The 17,227-nt window shown below is 38.3% G+C and carries 18 protein-coding genes and 1 tRNA gene; 12 read left to right on the top strand and 7 right to left on the bottom strand.

The annotated features are described in order from the left end of the window. Window positions 1–5: 5 nt before the first annotated feature. Window positions 6–845, bottom strand: a complete 840-nt coding sequence (locus I6F47_RS08555) for a 23S rRNA (adenine(2030)-N(6))-methyltransferase RlmJ (RefSeq protein WP_007586449.1) — start codon at window positions 843–845, stop codon at window positions 6–8. 238 nt (window positions 846–1,083) lie between these two features. Here I6F47_RS08555 and I6F47_RS08550 point away from each other — a divergent pair, with 238 nt between their 5' ends. From I6F47_RS08550 to I6F47_RS08515, 8 genes are all read left to right on the top strand, one after another. After that, window positions 1,084–1,314, top strand: a complete 231-nt coding sequence (locus I6F47_RS08550) for a hypothetical protein (protein WP_007586448.1) — start codon at window positions 1,084–1,086, stop codon at window positions 1,312–1,314. Beyond that, window positions 1,314–1,619, top strand: coding sequence for a cell division protein ZapA (locus I6F47_RS08545; RefSeq protein ID WP_007586447.1), 306 nt, complete (start codon window positions 1,314–1,316; stop codon window positions 1,617–1,619). The genes I6F47_RS08550 and I6F47_RS08545 overlap by 1 nt, the downstream gene beginning before the upstream one ends. Window positions 1,620–1,682: 63 nt before the next feature. Beyond that, window positions 1,683–2,705 (top strand): MBL fold metallo-hydrolase, encoded by a 1,023-nt coding sequence (locus tag I6F47_RS08540; protein ID WP_165736120.1) that lies wholly within the window; start codon window positions 1,683–1,685, stop codon window positions 2,703–2,705. 55 nt (window positions 2,706–2,760) lie between these two features. Continuing rightward, window positions 2,761–4,230 (top strand): LysM peptidoglycan-binding domain-containing protein, encoded by a 1,470-nt coding sequence (locus I6F47_RS08535; protein WP_197183694.1) that lies wholly within the window; start codon window positions 2,761–2,763, stop codon window positions 4,228–4,230. Window positions 4,231–4,296: 66 nt separating this feature from the next. Beyond that, a complete protein-coding gene (locus I6F47_RS08530; RefSeq protein ID WP_007586440.1) occupies window positions 4,297–4,785 on the top strand; it encodes an FKBP-type peptidyl-prolyl cis-trans isomerase in 489 nt (162 codons plus the stop codon). Between the two features lie 21 nt (window positions 4,786–4,806). Continuing rightward, window positions 4,807–5,535 carry an SDR family NAD(P)-dependent oxidoreductase gene (locus tag I6F47_RS08525; RefSeq protein ID WP_010554366.1) on the top strand — a complete coding sequence of 243 codons (729 nt, stop codon included), beginning with the start codon at window positions 4,807–4,809 and terminating at the stop codon, window positions 5,533–5,535. A gap of 10 nt (window positions 5,536–5,545) precedes the next feature. Further along, the gene (locus I6F47_RS08520) at window positions 5,546–6,385 is read left to right on the top strand and encodes an amidohydrolase family protein (protein WP_197183693.1); all 840 of its coding nucleotides are present in this window, start codon (window positions 5,546–5,548) and stop codon (window positions 6,383–6,385) included. Window positions 6,386–6,434: 49 nt separating this feature from the next. Beyond that, window positions 6,435–6,806 (top strand): hypothetical protein, encoded by a 372-nt coding sequence (locus tag I6F47_RS08515; RefSeq protein WP_165722404.1) that lies wholly within the window; start codon window positions 6,435–6,437, stop codon window positions 6,804–6,806. A gap of 95 nt (window positions 6,807–6,901) precedes the next feature. Here I6F47_RS08515 and I6F47_RS08510 read toward each other — a convergent pair whose 3' ends face one another. From I6F47_RS08510 to I6F47_RS08495, 4 genes are all read right to left on the bottom strand, one after another. Then, a complete protein-coding gene (locus I6F47_RS08510) occupies window positions 6,902–8,077 on the bottom strand; it encodes a mandelate racemase/muconate lactonizing enzyme family protein (RefSeq protein WP_007375956.1) in 1,176 nt (391 codons plus the stop codon). 26 nt (window positions 8,078–8,103) lie between these two features. Continuing rightward, window positions 8,104–8,871 (bottom strand): class II aldolase/adducin family protein, encoded by a 768-nt coding sequence (locus I6F47_RS08505; protein WP_121953742.1) that lies wholly within the window; start codon window positions 8,869–8,871, stop codon window positions 8,104–8,106. 165 nt (window positions 8,872–9,036) lie between these two features. Beyond that, complete coding sequence (locus I6F47_RS08500; protein ID WP_165722402.1) at window positions 9,037–9,360, bottom strand: c-type cytochrome; 324 nt, start codon at window positions 9,358–9,360, stop codon at window positions 9,037–9,039. A gap of 183 nt (window positions 9,361–9,543) precedes the next feature. After that, window positions 9,544–10,083 carry a DUF2058 domain-containing protein gene (locus I6F47_RS08495; protein ID WP_002957867.1) on the bottom strand — a complete coding sequence of 180 codons (540 nt, stop codon included), beginning with the start codon at window positions 10,081–10,083 and terminating at the stop codon, window positions 9,544–9,546. Window positions 10,084–10,281: 198 nt separating this feature from the next. Between I6F47_RS08495 and I6F47_RS08490 the strand changes: the two genes are divergently transcribed. Beyond that, window positions 10,282–11,430, top strand: coding sequence for an MFS transporter (locus tag I6F47_RS08490; RefSeq protein ID WP_010554361.1), 1,149 nt, complete (start codon window positions 10,282–10,284; stop codon window positions 11,428–11,430). On the opposite strand, the gene I6F47_RS08485 is transcribed toward I6F47_RS08490, so the two are convergent. Then, window positions 11,397–11,897 carry a prolyl-tRNA synthetase associated domain-containing protein gene (locus I6F47_RS08485; protein ID WP_197183692.1) on the bottom strand — a complete coding sequence of 167 codons (501 nt, stop codon included), beginning with the start codon at window positions 11,895–11,897 and terminating at the stop codon, window positions 11,397–11,399. The two genes, I6F47_RS08490 and I6F47_RS08485, sit on opposite strands and share 34 nt — an antisense overlap. 1 nt (window position 11,898) lies before the next feature. Then, window positions 11,899–12,294, bottom strand: a complete 396-nt coding sequence (locus tag I6F47_RS08480; RefSeq protein ID WP_010554359.1) for a hypothetical protein — start codon at window positions 12,292–12,294, stop codon at window positions 11,899–11,901. 166 nt (window positions 12,295–12,460) lie between these two features. Between I6F47_RS08480 and I6F47_RS08475 the strand changes: the two genes are divergently transcribed. From I6F47_RS08475 to I6F47_RS08465, 3 genes are all read left to right on the top strand, one after another. Continuing rightward, window positions 12,461–12,536, top strand: a tRNA-Ala gene (locus I6F47_RS08475). A 178-nt stretch (window positions 12,537–12,714) separates the two neighbouring features. Beyond that, window positions 12,715–13,977 carry an ABC transporter substrate-binding protein gene (locus I6F47_RS08470; protein ID WP_197183691.1) on the top strand — a complete coding sequence of 421 codons (1,263 nt, stop codon included), beginning with the start codon at window positions 12,715–12,717 and terminating at the stop codon, window positions 13,975–13,977. Beyond that, window positions 13,977–17,195: an ATP-binding protein gene (locus I6F47_RS08465; protein ID WP_197183690.1), complete on the top strand. Its 3,219-nt coding sequence runs from the start codon at window positions 13,977–13,979 to the stop codon at window positions 17,193–17,195. The genes I6F47_RS08470 and I6F47_RS08465 overlap by 1 nt, the downstream gene beginning before the upstream one ends. The last annotated feature ends 32 nt before the right edge of the window (window positions 17,196–17,227 follow it).

Here is a 17,227-nt window from a genome sequence, read left to right as displayed (position 1 = left end):
TAAAGTTACTCATCAACGAGTTGTTCACTTCGGTAAAAACCACTTGGCTCACTTAACAAACTAACAAGTTCAGGCATTATTGCATCCATTGTTTGCTTTAGCTTCCATGGAGGATTAATTACAATCATGCCCGATGCTGTCATACCGTGTACGTCAGTATCCGCTTCAGTGCCTAATTCAAATAACTGAATGTTGCGCATTCCTGAATCAATTAAGCCCTGCTCCATATTATCAATGCGTTCTCTATCTACAACCGGATACCAAATCATATAAGTACCTGTAGCAAAACGCTGATGAGCTTTAACTAAGGTTTTTACAACCGTTTCGTAGTCATCTTTAATTTCGTATGGAGGGTCAATTAACACACACGCTCTGCGAGATGCTGGTGGTAATAAACCAACTAAACCTGCAAAACCATCCTCTCCACGTACACGAATAGATCGCTTACCTTGCATGTTTTCTTCAAGTAATAATAAATCGCGCGGGTGCAGTTCAAAAAACCAACCCTTATCTTGGCGGCGTAAGTAGTGCTCTGCAATTTTTGGTGAACCTGGATAAAACGCAAGTTCGTCAGTGTCGTTAAATGACTTAATTAATTCAATGTATTCATTAAGCTCAGCATGCTCACTTTTATGATGCCAAAGTTTTTCAATACCATCTTGATACTCTTGCGTTTTTTGCGCATCGGCAGCTGCAAGTTCAAAAAAGCCAGCACCTGAATGTGTGTCTATATAATCAAGCGGTTTATCTTTAATTGTTTGATAATTTAGCACTTGTGCCAGTACTAAGTGTTTAAGTACATCGGCAGGATTACCCGCATGAAATGAGTGTCTGTAACTAAGCATTATTTATTTTCGCCATACGCAATTTAATATCGTAAGTGAACCATAAGCACTAGGCTTTGGCAACTTACACCAAGATAAGAGAGTGTTTAAGTGAACCATTTCTGAATGAAAAAGCCCATATGCTGAATTATCCCTTAACGCAAAAGAAAAATCAGCTAAAACCACCGTAAATGCTGGCAAATCAACACACTTTGCTTTACATTTGCATGACATTAATTACAGTTATATGAGCGCCTTTATGAATAACACTACTCTTCAACAACTCGAACAACTGATCGATTCTTTAATCGAACGTAATAACCAATTACAAACAGATGTTGTTACTTTAAAAGAACAGAACACTAAACTAAGCGATGACAACGAATTGCTACAACTTGAAGCTTTAGAAAATGAAGAAAAGCAAAAAGATGCCAGCACTACTTTATCTGGTCTTCTTGATAAGTTACAAAGCGCACAACAGGCTAGCTAATGTCTGAGCTGCAAAACCAGCGGGTCACTGTTGAGTTGCTAGGTAAAGAGCAGCAATTTGCTTGCCCTGAAGGGCAGGAAGATGCATTAATAGCAGCAGCTAAAAATCTAAATGACTTAGTTGAGCAAATGAAGCAACGCTCAACCGTTAGAAACGATCAAAAAGCCCTACTAATGGCAGCATTAAACTTAAGCCACGAATTGCTAGAAGCAAAAACACAGGCTACAGTTGAGCAACAGCATCAAGACCAAATGATTGATAAACTCAGTCAGCATTTGGCAAATGACCCCAAACACCAAAAATAAAAAGCGCATACTGCGCTTTTTGTTTATTATTAAAGTAATTAAACATCAGCGTAGAGATAATAAATGAAGTTAAAACTTTCAAACATAGCCTCTTCATGTAAGCACTTACTATTAGCATGCACTTTATTATCAATAGTACCTAACACCTATGCTGCCGTCACTTGGAATACAATAAACCCTCATATTCAGTTTTTAAAGCAACAAGACAAGCTTCGCTTTTACGACTCTAACCAAGTATTAATTGAAGGCGAGAAATGTGCCCTACTTGTTGATACGAGCGCCAATTTTGCTGCAGTTGAACAACTTGCTGAAGATTTAAAGAACCGCCTTAAAACACCCTTATGCTATTTAGTGGCTACCCACTACCATGACGATCACTTGCTGGGCATGGCGGTTATGCAAAATTTTTACCCTGATGCTAAGCTCATTGTTCATCAGCAGGTAAATAAAAATTTTAACCTTTATCAAACAGCATATACCGACAAACTAGACACGTATGAAAAGAGCATTGAGCTGAGCTACCAACGATTAGCGAATGTGCCCAAAGAAGAGCAAGCTAAATGGCGAAATAAGTTAGAGCTTGCAAAAAAACGACTTTTTCGCTGGCAGGAGTATCAGCTTAGCAAACCAGAAATAGTAATTGATAGTCGTAAAGTTATCGACCTTGGTGATTTTGAGGTAACGCTTGAGCCGCAACAAGCCCATACTAACGGCGATTTAACTATTACTACTAATGATGGCAGTGTGCTGATTGGTGGCGATATCGTTGACTGGCTTCCTTACCCTGGACACGGTGAACTTAAAAGTTGGCAAACGTTGCTTAAGCAATATATTAACGACGAAAAGCTCACTATTATTTTACCTGGGCACGGCGGCACATTAACAAAAGAGCAGCTGAAACAGCCTCTATCATTTTTAACAGCCATAATAGAGCACGTTAAAAACAATAAAGATCAAAGTATTGAGCAGTTAATGCTATCGTTTCCTGAATCAGTTATTGAGCCTTATAAACAAGAAGCGCTTAATATAAAATCGAGTAACTTCTTTTTACAAGCTGGCCTAAATCGCGCAAAAAGCGCAGAATAACTCAACACAACGGATTGTGTTAAAATAATAAAAGGAATTTACAAAAGTGATCACTATGCGCAGTTTGGTTTTATGTTGTTTGGGTATTTTGTTATTTGGTTGTCAATCAACGGAGCAAGAACCACAAGAAGCTCCACAAATATTTACTCATTTTGAGCCTGACTATACTTATGATACTGATGATGAAGTAGCTCAAACGCCCCAAGTTAGTGAGCACGTTACGTCACTTCAATTCAAAAAAACAATCGTAAAAAAGCGCCCACCAAAAACCACCGATCTGTGGGTGCACATAGCCAACAATCTACACTTTACGGTTTATCAAAATCGCGCGTTAAAAAAGCGTATCAGCTGGTACGCAAAGCAACCTAACTACTTGCAAACTGTGAGTAAGCGCGCAGCGCCTTACCTGTATCATATCGTAAAAAAAATTGAGCAAAAGCAACTACCTATGGAGCTCGCTTTACTACCATTTGTAGAAAGCGATTTTAGACCAACGATAGCCTCATCACAGCAAGCTGTTGGTGTTTGGCAGTTAGTTGGCGCAACAGCGCATCACTTTGGAGTTAAGTCAGACCAATGGTACGACGGGCGCCAAGACGTACTTGCTTCAACCGATGCAGCACTTGATTACTTAAGCTACTTACATAAACGTTTTGATGGTAATTGGCTGCATGCTTTGGCCGCTTATAACAGTGGTGAGGGCCGTGTTAAACGCGCAATAGAAAAAAACAAAAAGCGCGGTAAAAGCACCGATTACTGGTCACTAAGCCTCCCAAAAGAAACAGCCGATTATGTACCTAAATTACTCGCTTTAAGCTATTTAGTTAAGCATCCACAAAAGGGCATTAAACGCCCAAAGCTTGCATATAAGCCATTTACAACACAGATGAATATAGGCCAGCAGTTCGACTTTTCAGTCATAGCTAAGCTCTCTGGTATAGGTTCAAAGCAGTTACACGCGATTAATCAGGGATATTTAAAAAATCAAAGCTCACCTAACGGGCCGCATACTTTACTGCTTCCTATAGGACAGGAGGCTTTATTAAAAAGTCAGTTTTTTAAATCAAACTTTGCTGGAGAGTACATCGTTAAACAAAACGACACGCTTTACGGTATTGCTAGACGTTTTAGTATGTCGGTAAAAGCTTTAAAACAACTTAATAACAAAAATAATAATTTAATAGGCGTTGGAGAAAAGTTATTAGTTGGACAACCTAAAACCCTGCCAAGCACATTAACTGTTGATTACAAAATCAGCCCTTATTTAGAACACCAAGAGATTGCGATTCCCACCATTGAAATAGATTACGAAGTTAAGTCGGGCGATAGCCTTTGGAGTATAAGTCAGCTTTACGATGTACCTCATAGCGACTTGGCAAAATGGAACAAACTCTCTGCATCAAGTATTTTAAAGCCTGGCACTCAATTAGTACTGTTTATACCACAAGCTGAAAAGCAAAAAGCAGCCCCAACAAAAAAAGATTTTCTGCTAAATTTACAAAAAACACTAAATCAGCCACGTTAAGTTTATAAACAAGTATATTTCGCGTAAAATTGCGCCCTAACATAGTTATTATTTGAAGAGACAAGCATGCAAATTAGCAAAAATTCAGCAGTTGAATTTCATTACACCCTTAGCGAAGCGGGCGAGCAAATTGAAAGTAGCACAAACGAAGCGCCACTTACTTACATTCATGGCAGCGAAGGCATGCTTCCTGGTTTAGAAAAAGCACTTGAAGGCAAAGAAGCTGGCGAAAAATTTAGTGTAACTCTAGAGCCAAGTGAATCATACGGCGAGCGTGTTGATGACTTAATTCAGCGTATCCCGCTTAAGCATCTACAAGGTGATGTTAAAGTATGGAAACCAGGTATGACAGCAATGGTTAGCTCTAACCAAGGTCGTCATCAGGTTACTATTGTTAAGGTTGGTCGTTTTAACGCAGATTGTGATTTAAACCACCCATTTGCGGGTAAAACGCTAACGTTTGACGTTGAAGTTATATCAGTACGTGAAGCAACAAGTGAAGAAGTTTCTCACGGACACGTGCACGCTGAAGGCGGCTGTGGTCACTCTCACTAGTTAGCAATAAAGGAAGTAAGTATGTCTAAAGTTGCAGTCGTTACAGGTGGTACAAAAGGTATTGGCTTAGCCGTAGTTAAGCGTTTGCTAAACAATGGCTATGAAGTACATAACCTTGATATAGAGCTGAGCGAAATCGGTATATTTCATCAGTGTGATGTAAGTGATGTATCGGCGGTACAGAGCTGTATCAACGCTATCTGTGAACAAAGCAAACGTATTGATGTACTTGTTTCTAATGCTGGAAAACACTTAAGCGCAAATATAGAAAGCACCGACGAGCAAACTCTCGATGCACTTTTTGCGCTTAATGTTAAAGGCGCTTATGCCGCAATACAAAGCGTATTGCCAAGCATGAAAGCGCAAAATGGCGGCGCTATTATATTAGTCGCTTCCGATCAGGCAATTATAGGAAAGCAAAACTCTTTTGCGTATAACCTAACAAAACATGCCCTTGCCTCAATGGCTAAAACAACAGCGCTTGATTACGCGGGTTTTAATATTAGAGCAAATGCGGTATGCCCTGGCACAATAGAAACCCCGCTATTTCATAACGCGATAGATGCGTACTGCGCAAAAAGTGGCGCAAACAAAGCTGAAATAGTTGCCGAGGAAGCAAGTCTGCAACCGCTTAACCGATTAGGTCAAGCCGACGAAGTCGCGGCTCTTGTGAGCTTTTTAGCAAGCGACGATGCCAGCTTTATTACTGGCAGCCTACAAAGCATTGACGGTGGCTACACTGCCCAATGAGTAATGTGCAATGAGCCTAAAAATTATTGACCCACACGTACACTTTTTTAATTTAGTAGAAGGTCAATACTCATGGCTACAAGGCGCTAACCCACCAGCATGGCCTAACCTAGAAAAAATTAAACAACCAATAAGTGCACAGCAACTTGTTAAAAGTACTGACTTTGAGCTCGTAGGGCTTGTTCATATAGAAGCCGGGTTTGATAACACCTCCCCTATTAACGAGTTAAACTGGCTAAGCTCGCATTTAAAAAGCCTTTCATTTAAGGCTATTAGTTACACCCAAATTGACTCATCGGCTGATCAGTTTATAAACTCGTTGGAAGCTTTAGCTCATCTGAGTTTGTGTGGCATTAGAGATATAACCGAAGGCACTGACGCAAAGCGTTTATTAGATGCTAATAGCTTTAAAAACCTAACAACGTTATCAGATACCCAACTGCATTTTGAAGCTCAGTTTGATATTGAAAATAGCGAAATAACCAAACAAATAGCTTACTACGCTAAGCAGCTACCGCAGCTTCAAATTATAATTAATCATGCAGGACTGCCAAGTAATTTAAATGATTGGCGACAAGGTGCTGAGTTACTTGCTCAGCATGACAACATAGCAATTAAATTCTCTGGTTTTGAATTACTACAACTCACCAGCGAGCAACAAGCAGCGTGTTTTAGTTTTCTTTTTAATCACTTTGGCCAGCAGCGTATTATGTTTGCTAGCAACTTCCCTGTGTGCCAAATAAATACAAGCTACAACAATCTATGGCACTGCCATAAGGCGTTATGCTCAAACGATAAGACATGGCATGACCTTAGCTATGCAAACGCTAAGCACTACTACCAAGTGTAAGTAAAACTAGTTATATTAAACTCTCTTTTTATGATAATACGGCCAATTTATGAAAATGTACTTTTTACTAATCGTTGTATTTTCAGCGCTTCTTCTCAATGGCTGCATATCTCAAAATCCAGACCCGACACCTAAGCTGCAACATGCTCTACTGGCAAAGCCAAATAAAACAGCGGTTAGCAAAGCAATTAAAACACTTGTACATATGCAAGAGACTCAATTAGCTGATGATGTATTTACTACCAGCAGCACAGTAACCCTTAGCAATGTAGATGGTAATAATATTATCGACACGCAAAGTCGCAATACACCCGATCAGTTTGAATTGATGATTAAAGGCAAGCAATGCTACATACGCCATCTCGATAGCAAAGCAACTATTGAACTTAAAGACGTGGAATGTAAAATCAACGAGTTATAACAAGCTTTACCTCCCCCCAAAAAAGTAAAAGCCGGTAAGTGACTAATCACTTACCGGCTTTTTAATGCATAACCTAAAGTTAGGTTAAAAGGCTATTATTTTATTTCTACGCGTTGAGAACGCATAACAATCTCATCGTTTAATTCAATACCTAACCCAGGCTCTTCTGACACTTCAAAGAAACCATTTTTAGGTTGTGGGTCTTGTAAACATAACTCGCGGTTCCACTTTTTAATCGCATAAGTATGGTGCTCATGAATCAAAAAATTAGGGATAGCCGTTTCTAAGTGCAGTGATGCTGCTGTTGCAACAGGCCCGCCACATACGTGAGCTTGAATACGCACATCAAAAATATCAGCGTAATCACACACTTTTTTGGTTTCGGTAAAACCACCACATAAACCAATATCAGGTTGTAGAACATCAATACTTTGATCTTCTAAGTACGGGCGCACACCCCAGCGATTATACAAACGTTCACCACCAGCAATTGGCACATTAACTTTATCTGCTACTTTTGCATGTAATGAATGGTTTAAATAGTTAACTGGCTCTTCAAAGTACATACAGTCAAATTCTTCTGCAATTTCACCCAACTGAATGGCGGTTGTAACACCCGGTAAACTGTGGCATTCGAAAATAATGTCTACTTCGTCGCCTACTGCTTCGCGAATAGCTTGCATACGCGCACGGTATAGCTTCATTTCAGTACGTGAGATTATTTTTGTACGGTCGTAATAAGTATTGCCGTCTTTATCGTACTGAATTGGATCTACTTTTACTGCATCGTAACCTTCGGCCATCGCCTTTAAAGCCGCTTCTGCATATTCTTGCGGCTGTACGAGCGCTTTAAATTCGCTATCCCAGTCGAACTGTAATTGCGAAGCGTAAGTGCGTAGTTTGTCGTTAACTTTACCGCCTAACAATTGATATACAGGTAAACCAAGCGCTTTACCTTTTATATCCCAAAGTGCGGTATCAATTGCGCTCATTGCAGCATATACAACAGGTCCGCCGCCTAAACCCCAAAAGCTCTCACGTAACATACGTGACCATAGTTTTTCTGTTTGAAAAGGGTCGTGGCCGATTAAAAAGGCGTCGGCCATTTCTTTAATCATAGCCGCTGCAGCACTGTGACCTAAATCGTATGCAAGGCCCGCTTCGCCAACACCACTAATACCTTCGTCAGTATGAATACGTACAAACACAGGTGTCCAAGAAGGTCTATCAGGACAGTGAATATCAAATACTTCAACGCGATTTACTTTCATTAAAATTCCTTATTAACCGCTATGGGTTATTTTGCAAAACTAGGGTCAAGTCGATACGCTTTACGTAACATCGCAGGCCACGCAAGTTGCCCGCCAGTGCTGCCACTGTGTACTACGTTTGCTTGATTATAAATATTGTCGATTATAGGTTGCGGTACTTCAATCACCTCTTGCGAGCTTGATTGTAGCGCCAATTGAATTTCACACGCTCGCTGTAAATCATAAAAGCGCATAAACGCATCGCCTACCGTTGGCCCTACTGTTAAGCCACCATGATTTACCAATAACATATGGTTAGTACTGCCCAAATCATCTTGCAGCACTTTTCGCTCGTCGTCGTTTACTGCAAGCCCTTCGTAACCATGATAAGAAAGCGATGGCAGTGAAAACATTGAATATTGGCTAAGCGGTAATAAACCATTTTTTTGTGTAGCTACAGCGATTGTTTCTTTAGTATGAAGGTGAATAACACAATGAGCGTCTTCGCGTACCTCATGAATCGCACTGTGAATAGTAAAACCAGCTGGATTAATACTAAATGGCGTATCGTCAATAATGTTACCGTCTAAGTCGACCTTCACTAAATTAGAGGCAGTTACTTCATCAAAGGTTAAACCAAAGGCATTCACTAAGTAATGATCGGTGCCAGGCAAACGTGCTGATAAATGCGTATAGATCAAATCCCCCCAACGAAAGTGCTCTACCAGTCTGTAACACGCAGCTAAATCAATACGCAGTTGCCACTCTTGTGCCGATACTTTATTTTTTAAATCGAGTTGGGGTAAATCAAACATAATAAGCCTTTTAAAAACGTACATTATTAACCTGTACGAACAGATGTTTAGAAGTCTAAAGCAGTCTCTATTTTATAGCAAACACCAAACAAAACAGCCACACTATTGTGTGGCTGTTTGTAAAACTAAAATACCAATTGTATTAAAATGGTATAACTGCGTAAATTATTTTACGTTAGCTAGGTAATCTGCAATTGCTTCAAACTCTTCATCAGTTACCGTTGCAACCATTGCTTTCATAGCCATGGTCATACCGTTATTACGTGCACCTGACTTAATATCTTTCATTTGCGCTACTAAATAATCTTTGTTTTGACCGTTTAGTTTAGGGTACATACCCATAATTGGTGCTTTACCTTCAGCGCCATGACAAGTTTGACAATTTTTAGCGGTATAAAGTGCAGCGCCATCGGCAGCAGCTGCATTAAACGAGAAGCTTGCGACTAAAGTAATGCCCGCGCCTAATAGTAGTGTTTTCATCTTGCTCATTGTATTTACTCTTCTTTTTTGACGGTTAGAAAAACTGTTCTATTGATTGTAGTAAACAATCAAATAAAAAGCATACGTACGAAACGACGCTAGACGATCAACTTAACCAAAAACCGCTAACTCGTTTCTGTCTCACTTTTATATACTTTAGCAAATAAAAATGAGCTTACCCTTAATGGACTATTACCACACTATATCATCTGGTACTTCAAAGTCTGCGTACGGGTCATCTTCATCTTTTGGTTTGTTTTCTGGCTCTACATGAAAAACAATATACTTTTCGTCAACTTCAGCCACTTTGCGTGCTGGTTCGTCGTCTAATACGTAAAATTGCCCTTCTAGTACACAAATAGCTAAACGACCGCCCGATAACGCTTTTTGCGTTTTCTCGTTCACGTCGATATTTTTTACTTTGTTTTGATAAGTAAAATTAAATGTGCGCTCACCACGAATAGCGTCTTGGTTGTGGTGCTCTAAAATTTGTTTAACACGCGCTTCTTGCTCGCGCTGCTTTAAGCTCACTTGGCGTGTTTGGTTAAGCTCTTCAGCTTTTTTTTGCTGTTCTAGCTTGGTTTGTTGAATATGCTTTTGCAGATCACTTGGGTTGCTAGTAGCCCCTTTCTTTTGCTTTTTTTGTTGCTTACGCTTTTCTGATTTAGCAACTTTAGCATTATGCGATGTTGTTAATCCTGCTTGAAGCAATTGGTCTTGTAATGAACCCATGGCTTTGTTCCACTAAAAACTAATATTATCGCTATTTTAATCACCAACGAGTTCAAATAACAGCGCTATCGACATTAATCTAGCAAACTAGTTAAAACAAACCATGATATAGCGCAATGACTATGGTTTTAATTATGAATTAAAAGCAATTTTTAATACAATACCACGCAACCAATCAGCAAATGCACGAGCCATATAATGCGTTTACCTCATCTACTCGTTTGCTCGGTATTTATATTTTTTGTGCTTTATGCACCCCAACCCCTACTTAGCCTTTTTGCGAGCGAATTTAATGTAGCACCTGCGGTAGCTGGCAGCTTAATGACTGCAACTATGCTGCCCTTAGCCATTGCCCCGCTCGTTTATGGTTTATTTTTAGCAAAAATAAATCCACTACTTATATTACGTATTGCAATGGTGCTTTTAGGCCTTAGCTGCTTACTTTTTATTTATGTACCTAGCTTTGAGCTTTTATTATTAGTCAGATTTTTACAAGGTTTAACACTCCCTGCAGCTTTAACAGCAATGACTAGCTATATAGGTATGAGCTATAGCGCTGATACACTTCAAAAAAATATGACCCTATATATTGGTAGCAGTATAGTTGGTGGTTACTTTGGTCGTGTGCTCGCAGCTTTGTTTAGCGACTTATGGAATTGGCAGAGCTTTTATTACGTAATTGCTTTTATGCTTATTTGCTTAGCTTTGACAATTAAGCATTCTCGCTTTACAAACCCAGCTACACCGTCGCAGCTCTCCCCTCTGGATTACATTAAACAACTTAAAGAAGGCGCTATCCTTAAAGTGTACGGTGCCGTCTTTTGTATGTTTTTTTGCTTTGCTGCACTACTTAATTACTTACCGTTTATATTACAAAACACGTTTTTAATTACCAATACTCGTGACATAGGTTTAGTTTACAGTGGTTATTTAGTTGGTGCCCTCGCCTCTATTGCTGCACCTTGGTTACTTAAAAAAGTCCCTTCGCCTTGGCATTTATTAACTGCGGTATTTAGTTTTTATAGTGTGAGTATTATTTTATTAATGAGCCACCAGCTTAGCTTATTTTTAATCGCATTTACTTTGTTTTGTGGTGCTATGTTTGTGATTCATTCAACTGCCGCACCGCTCGTTAATAAAATAAGTAAAGCCCCGCCAAGCGTAACCAATGGCGGATATGTATCGTTTTATTACAGTGGTGGGGCATTGGGGTCGTTATTACCCGGTGTGGTGTACCAACATCATGGGCAAACAGCGTTTATGTTTACGCTGCTCGCGGTTTGCTTATGCGGTTTATCGTTAATTATGTGGGCTTATTTTGAGGGTAAAAATACAACGCGCGGTTGATGCTTTGTGTGATTAAAAAATGTTTCTAAATCAGCTTTACTAAGCAACCATGTTTGGGTGTTTTCAAACGGATGACAATGAAACAAATCACCACCCCAAATATCTTGATCGACCCATAAGCTCACTTCGTTTTGCTTATCATTTAAAAGAGCCAACATAGATACACACCCAGGAGCCACTTTTAAATACGTTGCTAAGCGTTCACTCGATGCAAACCCTAAACGCGAAAGCCCTTGTTGCTTTGATAGTGCCTTTAAATCGAGTTGCTTATTGTGCGCTGTAATAACTAAAAAGTGTCGCTTGCCTTCGTTATCGCGTAAAAATAGGTTTTTAAGACGAGTACCTGGGCGCTCAATCATAAACTCATCAGCCGCTAAGCTAGTATGTAGCGGCAGATGCTCTATTACATCATAGTTAATATCTAGGTGCGCCAAAAGCTCTGCTAACTTCGTTTTATCAGCCAACATATTACAAGCAACGCCCTCTTAGCTGTACACTCAAATCTCGCCATAAAACATCATTAACTTCATGTTTGTTATCGCAATACTCACGCTCTTTTAGCTCTTGATTTAATAATTCAACTGCTTGATCTTCTAGCTGCAACTTCAGAATGCTCGACTCTTCAAAATGCTCTTTCTCTATATACTGCTTAACCTCACCACGGCTTGGTCTATTGTTAGGACCACGGTCTAGGTTAAAGTTTTCACGATGCTTAGCTTTTACCGAAACAACATAAGCAAAAAGCTTATTGCCTTGCTCATCTTGCTTTTCGTGAAACTGTTTATTATTTATTTCAAAAGGCGGCTCATCATTTGAGGCACAGCCAGCGAGTAAAACCATAAGCGCTAGAACACATTTTTTCATTGTTTTTTATCGTTTTAGTTTTGAATTAAGCCGAGTCTAACAAAAATTGACGTAAACAGTGAAAATTTACGAAAAAATACTTGACCAATTTTATAAAAAAACTTAAAGTTCGTCCCGCTTGGAACTCAGCAGTCAAGCAGTTACATTATATGTAACTTAGGAATGTGGGGCTATAGCTCAGCTGGGAGAGCGCCTGCCTTGCACGCAGGAGGTCAGCAGTTCGATCCTGCTTAGCTCCACCACTTTCCTACTCCTTTTCAAATTCGCTCTACTCTTCTATTTTTCCATTGTTTTATTATTTTTTGATACCCTACTATTTTAATTTCTCATTCTATATAATTTTAAATTTATCCATTCAACTTGTGTCTTTACAAGTTCTTAGCTATACATAATGTCACACATTAGTACTTTAGGCTTAACATGGACAACCCTAAGCGTTCGACGCTAAAAAAGCTAGCTGCTATAGGTTTAACAGCTGGTGCAATAACACATGCGCCTTATGTTTTTGCCCGAAAAAAAGTCACATTAAGAGTGCTTGGTACGCATGTAACACTCCAAGAGGCTATCCGCAAACAAGCGATGAGTGACTTGGGTATTAATATAGAATTTACTCCCGCAGGCAGCGCTGCCGTTTTGCAAAAGGCATCAATGGACCCTAGCTCCTTTGATTTATACGAACAATGGTCAAACAGCATTAATGTGCTTTGGGATGCAGGTTCTATACAGCCAATAGAAAAAAAACGACTCACCTACTTTAACGAGATAAATCCACTTACTAAAACGGGAAAATTAACCGAAACTGCAAGTATTGGTGCAGGTGATGCTCCCTATAAATTATTAAATGTTCAACCCGATGGCACATTAAGCGCACAAGAAAGCGATCATATTAGCTTTTTACCTTATGTGCATAATGTTGACTCTTTTGGTTACAACACCGATTTTATTAAGCCCGGTATAGCATACGAAACCGAAAGCTGGAGTTGGCTGCTTGATGACGAGAACAGAGGTAAAGTAGCTATCGTAAATGCGCCTACCATTGGATTATTTGACCTAGCCCTAGCAGCGCAAAGTAAAGGGCTTATAAAATTTAAAAATATAGGTGCGATGACTCGCCCAGAACTTGATAGATTGTTTAGTATATTACTCGACTTTAAACGCCAAGGTCACTTTAGTGGCTATTGGAACTCGGTTCCTGAGTCGATTGAATTTATGAGAAGTAAGCGAGCCCATATAGAAAGTATGTTTTCGCCTGCCGTCTCTGCGTTAAACAGCCAAAATATTAATATTCGTTTTGCCGCGCCAAAAGAAGGCTACCGAGGCTGGCATGGTGTTATGTGTTTATCGTCACAAACACAAAGTAGCGTAAAAGATGCAGCTTACGATTATATGAATTGGTGGCTTTCAGGCTGGCCTGGTGCATTTATTGCTCGCCAAGGTTATTACATTAGTAACCCACAACGCTCTAAACTACTCTTATCGCCGGCCGAATGGGATTACTGGTACGGTGGAAAAGCAACAAACATAGACTTATTAAATACAAATGGCGACGTAGCTATTAAAGCTGGTGCGCAACGTAATGGCGGTAGTTACCATAAACGCTTTAGCAATGTAGCAGTATGGAATACAGTTATGCCAACCTATGACTACAGTCTACAAAAATGGTATGAGTTGATTAGCCGATAATGATAATAAATTCAATTAAATCAAAAATAATATTAGCTTTGTGTTCGCTGATTGGATTACTTCTTTTACAAAGCTATTTGTTTAACTATTCGCAAACGTCCTTACTTAACTTGCAAAAGTCGCAGCATAACGCGCTTATTCAAAGTGAAGCTGTGAATCACTTAGAAAACGATATTATTTCCCTGCAAGGGCATGCAGTTTCATTTATTGACAATGCAAATGAAAATACGATTACCAAATTTAATTTTTATTTAAATAAGGCAAATCTAAATCTCGAGCAGCTAAAAACAAACACTCAAAACCAAACCCCTGAGTATCAAAACTCACTAATACGCCTTGGCGAGTATCTAAATAATTACCAAGATACATTTGGCCAAGTTGTCGTAAACAGACAAAAACGCGAACACCTTTACACTACTCAGTTCAAACAGCCTATTGATGACCTACAGGTAACAATTAGTGATTTAGAAGGGTCTTCAAACAATGTTAATAAAGTTATTTTTAACGATGTTTTACTCACAATAAGTAATTTAAAACACGCAATTATAAGCTATCTCTATAAACCTAATTTTGATGAAGCACAAAATGTAAAACAAAACTTAAATCACTTACATAAAAAACTAACGAGCACCTCTGTAATAAATGAATCCCTCTCCAATAAAACAACAAGCTTAAAACAAGCTTATAACCAACTTGTATTACTCACCCGTAGCTACACTTTTTCTGTAAATGTAGTGCTTACAGGCATAGAAAACGAATTGCTGTATTTAACTAATGAAATTAAAAATATAGAAAAAAATAAACTAACCGAAACAGAAGAGCTACTAAGTAGCCACTTAACAAAAAATACAGAACAGGCAAATATATTTGCCGTTTTAATTATGTTAATCATTTTATTATTAAGCTATTTTATTTTTAGATCAGTTATAAAACCGATTACCCAGCTCACTTTATTACTTAAAGACATGAACAACGAAAAGCCAGTAACTATTTCAAATACCAGCCAAAATCAAACTGAAATAGCATCGGTAATAAAAGCAGCCAACGCTTTATATTTAAAAAATAAGCAAACCAAAGAGCTACTCAATGAAACCCGCGTATTAAATTCCCAAATGGAAGCAATGAATGCCGACCTGACGAGCGCTATGGAGCAAACCGATAAAGCCAATAAAACAAAAATAGATTTTGTAGCCAATATGAGTCATGAACTTCGCACTCCAATGAATGGCATATTAGGTATGTTGCAGCTTTTACAAAGCAGTGAGCTTCCCTCAAGACAAAAACATTATGCAGATAAAGCTTTTTCAAGTGCTCAAAATTTATTGCAGATTTTAAATAATATTCTAGATTTTTCTAAACTAGAATCGGAAAAAGTCCAGTTAGAGCAAATCCCTTTTACTTTATATACTATTGTTTCTAACGTTCAAAATTTATTCTCAACAAATGCCAAGCAAAAAGGCTTGCTACTAAATTTCACTTTACACGTTGATGCAGGACTTGAGCTTATTGGCGACCCAATGCACTTAAGCCAAATAATAAATAATTGTGTAGGTAACGCAATTAAGTTTACAGAGCATGGTGAAATATCATTAATTATAGAAGCGACATCTCAACACGAAAAAACAATAAACCTACGCTTTAGTATAAAAGACACGGGTATTGGGATGACTGAAGAGCAATCAAAAATTATATTTCAGTCTTTCTCGCAAGGTGATTCAAGCACAACAAGAAAGTATGGTGGGACCGGTTTAGGACTCACTATAAGCAAACAATTAACTAAATTGCTGGGCGGAGATATACAAGTAAGGAGCACGATTAATCAAGGTAGCGAGTTTTTCTTTACTCTACCCTTTACTTTATCTGAGCAACAAAAGCTTAAAAAACACGCCTTATTAATTAGCCCCGATAATGAGCAAATTAAAAAATTAATGGACTTACTAAGTGATATAAATATAACGACAGAAACAACACAAGAACCATTAAGGGCCATTGCAAAAATGTCTCAGCCTAGTAGCCCATTTAGTATTGTAATAATGTCGATAGAAAAAAAAGAGCTCAACGATAACTTTATTTTACAACAACTGTACGCTCAAAATAAAAACGTTAATGAAAAATTGACACTAATTTTATTAATTACCGATGAAGAGTCTCCTGAGCCAATTGCAAAAAATGAAAATATAGACATTATAATTATTGGTAATAAAAATAGTGAAGTTGAAATTTTAAGAAAGCTTTCACCAAATAATTTTAAAGAAAAGCAATTAAAGCCTCACCCTAAATTCTCGGGTTTTAATGCATTAGTTGTTGATGATAATAGAATTAACCAAGAAATAGCCTCCGCCCTTTTAGCAAGATTAGATATGACCGTGATCATTGCTGATAATGGACATGATGCATTAGATAAAGTAGAGATAAATGACATCGATATTATTTTTATGGATGTTCAAATGCCAGTTATGGATGGGCTTGAAGCAACAAGCATATTAAGAGAGCGAGGCTACAAAACTCCCATAATTGCAATTACTGCAGCCGCAGATCCTAATGATAAAAAAGCAGCGTTTAGAGCGGGTATGGATGACTTTTTAGTAAAACCGATTATTTTTGATGCGCTTTACGAAAGTATTGAAAAGCATCTGCAAAGTAGCGAATCTCTGAGCACTATAAACCTGCCTTTAGCAAAAGAAAACCTAGAAAACAATGACGAATTGTTAGCTAAATTATTTACTCAGTTTGTCAACGATTACAATGACTTTTCGATTAAAGCTGATATATTAATCAAAAATGGAGAGTTAGAAAGCTTAATTCGACTAGTACATACACTCAAAGGCTTGGCCGGCACATTAGGCTTTGAGCTACTGCAACAAAGTGCGCAAAGTGTTGAGAAAAGCTTAATAGATAAGAAAAGTATTAATTTATCTCATTTTAATGAGCAATTAATACTTACACTTTTTGCTGTAAAACAATTTTTGATAGCTTACAGCTTTAAAAAAGAACATATACAGCAACATGAACTAGAAAACGAAGACTCGGTTATTGATAATATATACTCATTAGCATTAACGGCTCGCCCCGTACCTAGCAGTTTGATTAGACAGCTAGAAATGTATCAATATGAGAGAGGCCACTCTCTATTTAAGCTCAAAGAAGCAATTGATCATTTTAACTACGCGTTAGTAATTGAGCTTATTGATAAGTATAGAAACGATAATAAAAATTAGGCATAACCACTAACCTGAACTAGATTTAATAT

The sequence above is a fragment of the Pseudoalteromonas sp. NZS37 genome, from assembly GCF_015864265.1.
Lineage (GTDB): Bacteria > Pseudomonadota > Gammaproteobacteria > Enterobacterales > Alteromonadaceae > Pseudoalteromonas > Pseudoalteromonas arctica.
The sequence above is the reverse complement of the archived record's forward strand: the minus strand, read 5'-3'. Positions and strand labels throughout refer to the sequence as shown.

Excerpts from the sequence above, each read along its gene's own strand:
- I6F47_RS08555 (WP_007586449.1), bottom strand. The coding sequence starts at position 845 with ATGCTTAGTTACAGACACTCATTTCATGCGGGTAATCCTGCCGATGTA.
- I6F47_RS08550 (WP_007586448.1), top strand. The coding sequence starts at position 1,084 with ATGAATAACACTACTCTTCAACAACTCGAACAACTGATCGATTCTTTA.
- I6F47_RS08545 (WP_007586447.1), top strand. The coding sequence starts at position 1,314 with ATGTCTGAGCTGCAAAACCAGCGGGTCACTGTTGAGTTGCTAGGTAAA.
- I6F47_RS08540 (WP_165736120.1), top strand. The coding sequence starts at position 1,683 with ATGAAGTTAAAACTTTCAAACATAGCCTCTTCATGTAAGCACTTACTA.
- I6F47_RS08535 (WP_197183694.1), top strand. The coding sequence starts at position 2,761 with ATGCGCAGTTTGGTTTTATGTTGTTTGGGTATTTTGTTATTTGGTTGT.
- I6F47_RS08530 (WP_007586440.1), top strand. The coding sequence starts at position 4,297 with ATGCAAATTAGCAAAAATTCAGCAGTTGAATTTCATTACACCCTTAGC.
- I6F47_RS08525 (WP_010554366.1), top strand. The coding sequence starts at position 4,807 with ATGTCTAAAGTTGCAGTCGTTACAGGTGGTACAAAAGGTATTGGCTTA.
- I6F47_RS08520 (WP_197183693.1), top strand. The coding sequence starts at position 5,546 with ATGAGCCTAAAAATTATTGACCCACACGTACACTTTTTTAATTTAGTA.
- I6F47_RS08515 (WP_165722404.1), top strand. The coding sequence starts at position 6,435 with ATGAAAATGTACTTTTTACTAATCGTTGTATTTTCAGCGCTTCTTCTC.
- I6F47_RS08510 (WP_007375956.1), bottom strand. The coding sequence starts at position 8,077 with ATGAAAGTAAATCGCGTTGAAGTATTTGATATTCACTGTCCTGATAGA.
- I6F47_RS08505 (WP_121953742.1), bottom strand. The coding sequence starts at position 8,871 with ATGTTTGATTTACCCCAACTCGATTTAAAAAATAAAGTATCGGCACAA.
- I6F47_RS08500 (WP_165722402.1), bottom strand. The coding sequence starts at position 9,360 with ATGAGCAAGATGAAAACACTACTATTAGGCGCGGGCATTACTTTAGTC.
- I6F47_RS08495 (WP_002957867.1), bottom strand. The coding sequence starts at position 10,083 with ATGGGTTCATTACAAGACCAATTGCTTCAAGCAGGATTAACAACATCG.
- I6F47_RS08490 (WP_010554361.1), top strand. The coding sequence starts at position 10,282 with ATGCGTTTACCTCATCTACTCGTTTGCTCGGTATTTATATTTTTTGTG.
- I6F47_RS08485 (WP_197183692.1), bottom strand. The coding sequence starts at position 11,897 with ATGTTGGCTGATAAAACGAAGTTAGCAGAGCTTTTGGCGCACCTAGAT.
- I6F47_RS08480 (WP_010554359.1), bottom strand. The coding sequence starts at position 12,294 with ATGAAAAAATGTGTTCTAGCGCTTATGGTTTTACTCGCTGGCTGTGCC.
- I6F47_RS08470 (WP_197183691.1), top strand. The coding sequence starts at position 12,715 with ATGGACAACCCTAAGCGTTCGACGCTAAAAAAGCTAGCTGCTATAGGT.
- I6F47_RS08465 (WP_197183690.1), top strand. The coding sequence starts at position 13,977 with ATGATAATAAATTCAATTAAATCAAAAATAATATTAGCTTTGTGTTCG.